Below are 5,528 nucleotides of genomic sequence, written 5' to 3'. Positions count from 1 at the left end.
GTCTCTGCCAAAGAGTTTTGCAAGAAGTATGCTGCATTTTTTCGACAAAATCTGGGACAACATAGCTATGGATCTTGTCGAGCGTGTCAATGACTGCTTTTAACGCATTAGTCCAACACTTTCAGTTTTATTTGGTATAGCCTAATCTTTTTGACCAGTAACTGATTGTAAAAATACTTACCCAAAATTTTTGAGCAGCTTTTTTCAAGGGCATATTTTGGGTTTCTTTGACATACTCTTCAAGCTTCTCTAAGTCAATTTTTTTTCTGAGCCACCATGCTTCTTAGAAAAATAACTGAGTTCTTGTCTGCATTTTCTATGCCAATTTTCTATACCAACTTCCTATCGCTGATACACTTATTTTAAATAGGTGCGATGCTTCAATATACCTGCCCCCTCATCTAAATATTCTATTCACCTTTGTCTTAAATCGTTGCTGTAGCTCTTTGTCGTTTTTCTTTTATTTTAACAAAAAAAAAATAACAAAAAAATTACACCTAATTCAACCTAAATTACTATAGTTATGGATAATGCTTCTTTTCATAAATCTAAGAGAAGTAGAGAATGAATAGAATCTGTAAAATGAAGTATAATTTTTCTACCTCCTTACTCTCCTGATTTGAATCTAATAGAGAAATTCTGGGCTAATATGAAGAGGTGGATTGAATGTACTATACTAATTTTCAACGCTCTATTCGACGCTATTTCGTGGTTCTTTAAAACATCCAATTCAACCTAAGTTACTATAGAAATGGGAATCGGTATAAGGAGTGACTGTTTTTTATGGTCCTGGCTATAGCATGAAAAAATATTATTGATTTTTGATAAGTTGTTATTTTTCTTGCATTAATTTTAAAAAGAAATTATAATTTTTTCAGGATTTTGTGTAATTAGTTTTATGGTATCTCCTACACTTTATGTTCAGCGTTTAGACCCAGAACTCTCAGATATTGGGTATGCAACTTCAGGAAGTTCTGCTTTTGATGTGCGCTCTAGGATCCAGTGTGAGTTTCATCCAGGGCAAATCATTACTGTTCCCACAGGGATTGCTTTGGCGCCTCCCGAAGGGTGGGAGATACAAATTCGTTCTCGTTCCGGGTTGGCTGCACGTCATGGAATTGTGGTGTTGAATGCTCCTGGAACGATTGACGGGGATTTTCGTGGGGAAATACAGGTTATTTTGGTTCATTTTGGATCAGTTCCTTTCACGATCGAAAAGGGAATGCGTATTGCACAAGCAGTGATGGCGCCCGTTGTTCAGGCGCGTTTTGAATGGGTAGAGAGTTTGTCTCCTACACAACGCGGAGAAGGGGGATTTGGTTCTACCGGATTGCACTGACCAGTATTTATGTTCAGCTTCTGCTGAGTTGCTTGAAGAGTGTTTTTTTGATTTGCTTTCGAGCTATTTTCGTAAAAATATTCCAAAAAGTATTGCCGTTGGGGTTTCTGGCGGAGTAGATAGTCTTGCGCTGACGTATTTACTTATGCGGTGGAAATCTTTACATTGTCCTGATCTTCTTCTGGTAGCCTTTATAGTAGATCATGGCGTGCGAAGCGAATCTTCTGTGGAGGCTTTGCGGGTTTCTTCTTGGCTGCGATCTTGGGGGGTGCCTTCATACGTTTTGTGTTGCCAGAAAAATATTGGCAATGGGCAAGCGCGTTGGAGAAAAGCGCGCTACAAAGAGCTTTTTTTGGCGTGCCATGCGCATCAAATTTCATTATTAATGTTAGCACATCATCAAGATGATGTATTGGAAACAGTGTGGATGCGTCGTCAAGCTTTAAGTGATTGGAGAGGGTGCGCTGGGATATCAAGTCACCGTATCCAATGGGATGTTCATGTTGTGCGCCCCTTATTGGCTTGGCCGAAACAGTGCATGTATCGTATACTAAAGCACATACGGCACCCTTGGATTGAAGATCCGTCTAATCGGTCTCCTGAATTTCAGCGTTGGAAAGCACGTTGTGTTATTAAAAGTTTTTCTTATGAAGAGCGTCAGATGTTTTGGAAGACAATTTTGGCGCTTGCGGTGAAAAGAAATTATGAAAGTTTAAAATGGGCTGAAAAAGTAAACTTTGTTTCTGTTGCGGGGGGGTATGGGATTTTTAAATCTTCTTCTTGCTTTCAGCTTCCTGTTTTACAGGGGGCTCGAGTGTTGTCTCAGTGGATATGTGGCATTGTTCCCAGGGCTTCTCCTTTAAGGCAGGAATCTCTGTGTCATGCGTGGAGACGAGTTTTGAACATGGACGGTCAAAACTCTTCTTCGATTGTTTTTACGTTGGGGGGGTGTGTTGGAATCAATACTCCAGAAGTTTTGTATTGTTTTAGAGAATGGGGAAGGGTTATTCCTGAAGAGCCCCCTAAACACCTGTCAAAGGGGCCTTGGATTTGGGATCAGCGTTTTTTGTTTTTTCACCCAACAAAAGGTCCAGTTTCTGCAATAGCTTATGGAAAAAATTTGTACACTGCGTTATTGCCAAAGGTTCCTGTATTACCAAAATACGTACAGCGATTGGCGTGTGCCTCTATGCCAAACATTTCTGGAGGAATATTGTGTCATTCTGGTGTGCCTTGTCCTATTTTTGCATTGCCTTTAGAATACAGCGCATTCATTTTTTAAAAAAATACGGATTTTAAAATAAGGATTGAATAAAAAATATTTAGACAAGTACAGTAGAAAAAAGAAAGGGGATTGATCACAAGCGTTTAAGGGTTGTACAGTAATAAGAGAAAAAATTTTGATTATAGCAAGGAGAGGAAGAATGAAAATTGAGGCAAACGAACTGAGAAACGGAAATATTATTGTACTTCAGAATAAGCTGTGGCTTGTCACGCGTACTCAGCATACTCAGCCGGGTAAGGGGGGGGCTTATATTCAAGCGGAAATGAAATCCTTAGAAGAGGGAAACAAACGCTCAGAGCGGTTTCGGTCTAATGAAAATGTGGAACGCGCTCATCTTGAAGAGATTTCTATGCAGTTCTTGTATAAAGAGCGTAACGCTTATGTATTAAGCCATCAAGAAACGTATGAGCAATTTTCTGTTACCGAAAAAGAATTTAACGCCAATCCTGCATTTCTAGAAGATGGAATGATATTGAACGGAGTTTTGTATGAAGGAAGGGTTATTTTGGTCAAATTCCCTTCTCAAGTCACCTTAGAGGTTTTAGAATGCGAACCGTCTTTAAAGGGGCAAACTGCTACCTCTTCTTATAAGCCTGCAACGTTGAGTAATGGATTAAATACGATGGTTCCTCAACACATAGAAAAGGGGATGCAGATCATTGTTAATACAGAAGATTGCAGCTATGTAGAGCGTGCAAAACGATAAGTTTAGGGGGCAGGGCGATACTTTTTTTTAGGGGGAAATTTTGAAAATCTCTTAAAATATTTTAAACTGGCAGTGCGGGCAAAAGTTTTACACAGGATTTAAGAATTAATGCATATTTCCGTTATTACGTTATTTCCTGAAATGTTTTCTTCATTGAAGGTTTCAATTTTGGGGCGTGCCTTGAAAGAAAATCTTTGGCGTTTAGATCTTATTGAGCTTAGAGAATTTGGCGTAGGAAAGCATAAAAGTGTTGATCGTTCTTGCTATGGTGGTGGGGCTGGCATGTTGCTAAGGGCTGATGTTGTTCATGAAGCGGTTCTTTATGCGCACAGTCTTGATGTACACACGCCACAATTGGTGTACCTTTCTCCAAGAGGGGCGACGATGCGTCAAACGGATATAGAAGGGTATGTGTCGTGCCCTTATCTTATTATACTTTGCGGTAGATACGAAGGAGTTGATGAAAGGGTTCTGGAATTTTGGAATTTTCAGCAAAAATGCATTGGAAATTTTGTTGTTTCAGGAGGCGAACTTCCTGCCATGATGTTTATCGACGGATGTGTGCGGTGTTTACCAGGTGTTTTAGGAAATTCAGAATCTTTGGTGTATGAAAGTTTTCAAAACAATGCTCTAGAGCACCCTCAGTATACTTATCCTGAGCTTTGGATGGGAAGAAAAGTTCCAGAGGTGTTACGCTCTGGGCATCATCAAAAGATTAAGGCATGGAAGGAGGAAAACTCTCTTCCGGAAAACTCTTCAGTTGACTGACTTTTGAATACACACGGTAAGTTTGCGCGTTCTTTCTTTAAATGCTTGCTTTGTGTACTACAGGCGTGCTAGAAAATATCGTTCAAGATTCTGGAAAGATAGAACCGCGCTTTTACGTTATTTAATTTTTATAATTTAGCTTCTACATTAAATTGTAGGTTCAAATTAATTGTCGCAACAGCTTGAACAGCACGAAGTGCATTCTGGGACGCATACGCTTATTTCTTTCTTACTGCACACACCGCAGGGGCTGACAGAAGTAATAATTTGAGATCCGCAGCACTGCTTGTTTTCTGCAACACCTATACTAGAAGTAAATATTGCTAATGCCAATAGATATTTTTTCATGATTTTTCTCCTTTTTTAATTTTTAATAAATTTTTCTATTTTAAAATTTTTATTTTTTCATTAATTGCAGCAAGAAGAACATGATGAACATGTCGTCAAGGGAATGCTGTGCTGTTCATACTGAATTTGGGTTGGTGCACAACAAGCGGTAGGATAAATAATTTTTGTACAACATCCTTCTTTTGCGCAACATCCTTCTCCCTCAGCAAAGGCGCTTCCACCGATTACCAACGTAGAAAGTAAAAATAGTGTTTTGTTCATTTTTTTTCCTTTTTCATACTTCAAAAAAATTCTATCACTGTTTTGTTAAAAAAGTACAAAACCTATAAAAAAAAATAATTTTTATTTATTTTCTTGAGTATTTGAATTGGTTATTGTATATTTAACCAGTTTTTTTATTTTTTTATAATTCATTTTGATTTTTGAATATTTTAACTAAAGATCTTTTTTGTTAGAATTGGTAAAAGAGGTATTTAAAAACTCTCTAAAAAGAATTGTGTGTAAATTTTGTGAATGTTCTGATTGCTTTAAAAGCGGTTTTGCTCGATGGGTTCAGCGGTACAAATATAAGAACCTGTATTCATGAATAAAAAAGTGTGATATAAAAGGCTTGAAGGAGTAGAAGATGAATTATCCAAGCGATTTAAAAGAGAGAGGGATGTGACAAAGCATCATTTTGATAGCGGCAATAAAAGCAAATACAAAAAAAGAGGGGGGTAATGCAGTATTTTATATAATTAAGAGCGGTTATCAATGGCTCATGCTACCAAAAGATTTTTTACCATATTCGACGATACATTCGTTTTATAGACAATTTAGGATTAAGGAGGTATAGAAAAAAGTGATAAGTGATGCATGAACTTGTTAAGACAAACCGAATTAAGTATGAAAAGAGTGAGAATCCCAGCTATAGCATCATTCACGAAGTGTTAACCCCACAGGTGCCTCAGAAAAAATAGGTATAGATGGGGGAAAAAAAGATAAAAGGACGTAAACGGCATAGTGGTGTTGATAGGCAAGGCAATCTGCTCCATATCACCACGGTTCATAAGGCCAATGACACAGGTGGTGGGTGCAGAGTT

The 5,528-nt window shown here is 38.0% G+C and carries 8 protein-coding genes; 5 read left to right on the top strand and 3 right to left on the bottom strand.

From position 1 onward, the window contains the following. Nucleotides 1–127: 127 nt before the first annotated feature. A complete protein-coding gene (locus K737_RS08290) occupies nucleotides 128–214 on the bottom strand; it encodes a hypothetical protein (RefSeq protein ID WP_235075662.1) in 87 nt (28 codons plus the stop codon). Nucleotides 215–589: 375 nt separating this feature from the next. Between K737_RS08290 and K737_RS11490 the strand changes: the two genes are divergently transcribed. The 5 genes from K737_RS11490 to trmD all read left to right on the top strand — a co-directional run bounded on the left by K737_RS11490 (nucleotide 590) and on the right by trmD (nucleotide 4,098). After that, a complete protein-coding gene (locus K737_RS11490; RefSeq protein ID WP_081731178.1) occupies nucleotides 590–739 on the top strand; it encodes a transposase in 150 nt (49 codons plus the stop codon). Between the two features lie 159 nt (nucleotides 740–898). Then, on the top strand, nucleotides 899–1,339 hold the full coding sequence (gene dut / locus K737_RS04985) for a dUTP diphosphatase (protein WP_006290122.1): 441 nt from the start codon (nucleotides 899–901) through the stop codon (nucleotides 1,337–1,339). Next, nucleotides 1,317–2,621: a tRNA lysidine(34) synthetase TilS gene (gene tilS / locus K737_RS06890; RefSeq protein WP_006290121.1), complete on the top strand. Its 1,305-nt coding sequence runs from the start codon at nucleotides 1,317–1,319 to the stop codon at nucleotides 2,619–2,621. Before dut ends, tilS begins: the two co-directional genes overlap by 23 nt. Nucleotides 2,622–2,763: 142 nt before the next feature. Further along, nucleotides 2,764–3,330: an elongation factor P gene (gene efp, locus K737_RS04975; protein ID WP_006290120.1), complete on the top strand. Its 567-nt coding sequence runs from the start codon at nucleotides 2,764–2,766 to the stop codon at nucleotides 3,328–3,330. A gap of 108 nt (nucleotides 3,331–3,438) precedes the next feature. Then, the gene (trmD, locus tag K737_RS04970; RefSeq protein WP_006290119.1) at nucleotides 3,439–4,098 is read left to right on the top strand and encodes a tRNA (guanosine(37)-N1)-methyltransferase TrmD; all 660 of its coding nucleotides are present in this window, start codon (nucleotides 3,439–3,441) and stop codon (nucleotides 4,096–4,098) included. Between the two features lie 165 nt (nucleotides 4,099–4,263). On the opposite strand, the gene K737_RS09575 is transcribed toward trmD, so the two are convergent. Both K737_RS09575 and K737_RS04965 read right to left on the bottom strand, forming a co-directional pair. Further along, entirely contained in the window at nucleotides 4,264–4,446 is a 183-nt protein-coding gene (locus tag K737_RS09575; RefSeq protein ID WP_024161478.1) for a hypothetical protein, read from the bottom strand. A 60-nt stretch (nucleotides 4,447–4,506) separates the two neighbouring features. Continuing rightward, nucleotides 4,507–4,707 carry a hypothetical protein gene (locus tag K737_RS04965; protein ID WP_024161477.1) on the bottom strand — a complete coding sequence of 67 codons (201 nt, stop codon included), beginning with the start codon at nucleotides 4,705–4,707 and terminating at the stop codon, nucleotides 4,507–4,509. Nucleotides 4,708–5,528: the final 821 nt, after the last annotated feature.

The sequence above is a fragment of the Holospora undulata HU1 genome (genome assembly GCF_000388175.3).
Taxonomy (GTDB): domain Bacteria; phylum Pseudomonadota; class Alphaproteobacteria; order Holosporales; family Holosporaceae; genus Holospora; species Holospora undulata_A.
Note: the sequence above shows the minus strand (reverse complement) of the source record. Positions and strands in the feature narration are given on the sequence as shown.

What these genes read in the sequence shown, in the direction of transcription:
- K737_RS08290 (WP_235075662.1), bottom strand. Translation starts at nt 214, where the DNA reads ATGCCCTTGAAAAAAGCTGCTCAAAAATTTTGGGTAAGTATTTTTACA.
- dut (WP_006290122.1), top strand. Translation starts at nt 899, where the DNA reads ATGGTATCTCCTACACTTTATGTTCAGCGTTTAGACCCAGAACTCTCA.
- efp (WP_006290120.1), top strand. Translation starts at nt 2,764, where the DNA reads ATGAAAATTGAGGCAAACGAACTGAGAAACGGAAATATTATTGTACTT.
- trmD (WP_006290119.1), top strand. Translation starts at nt 3,439, where the DNA reads ATGCATATTTCCGTTATTACGTTATTTCCTGAAATGTTTTCTTCATTG.
- K737_RS09575 (WP_024161478.1), bottom strand. Translation starts at nt 4,446, where the DNA reads ATGAAAAAATATCTATTGGCATTAGCAATATTTACTTCTAGTATAGGT.
- K737_RS04965 (WP_024161477.1), bottom strand. Translation starts at nt 4,707, where the DNA reads ATGAACAAAACACTATTTTTACTTTCTACGTTGGTAATCGGTGGAAGC.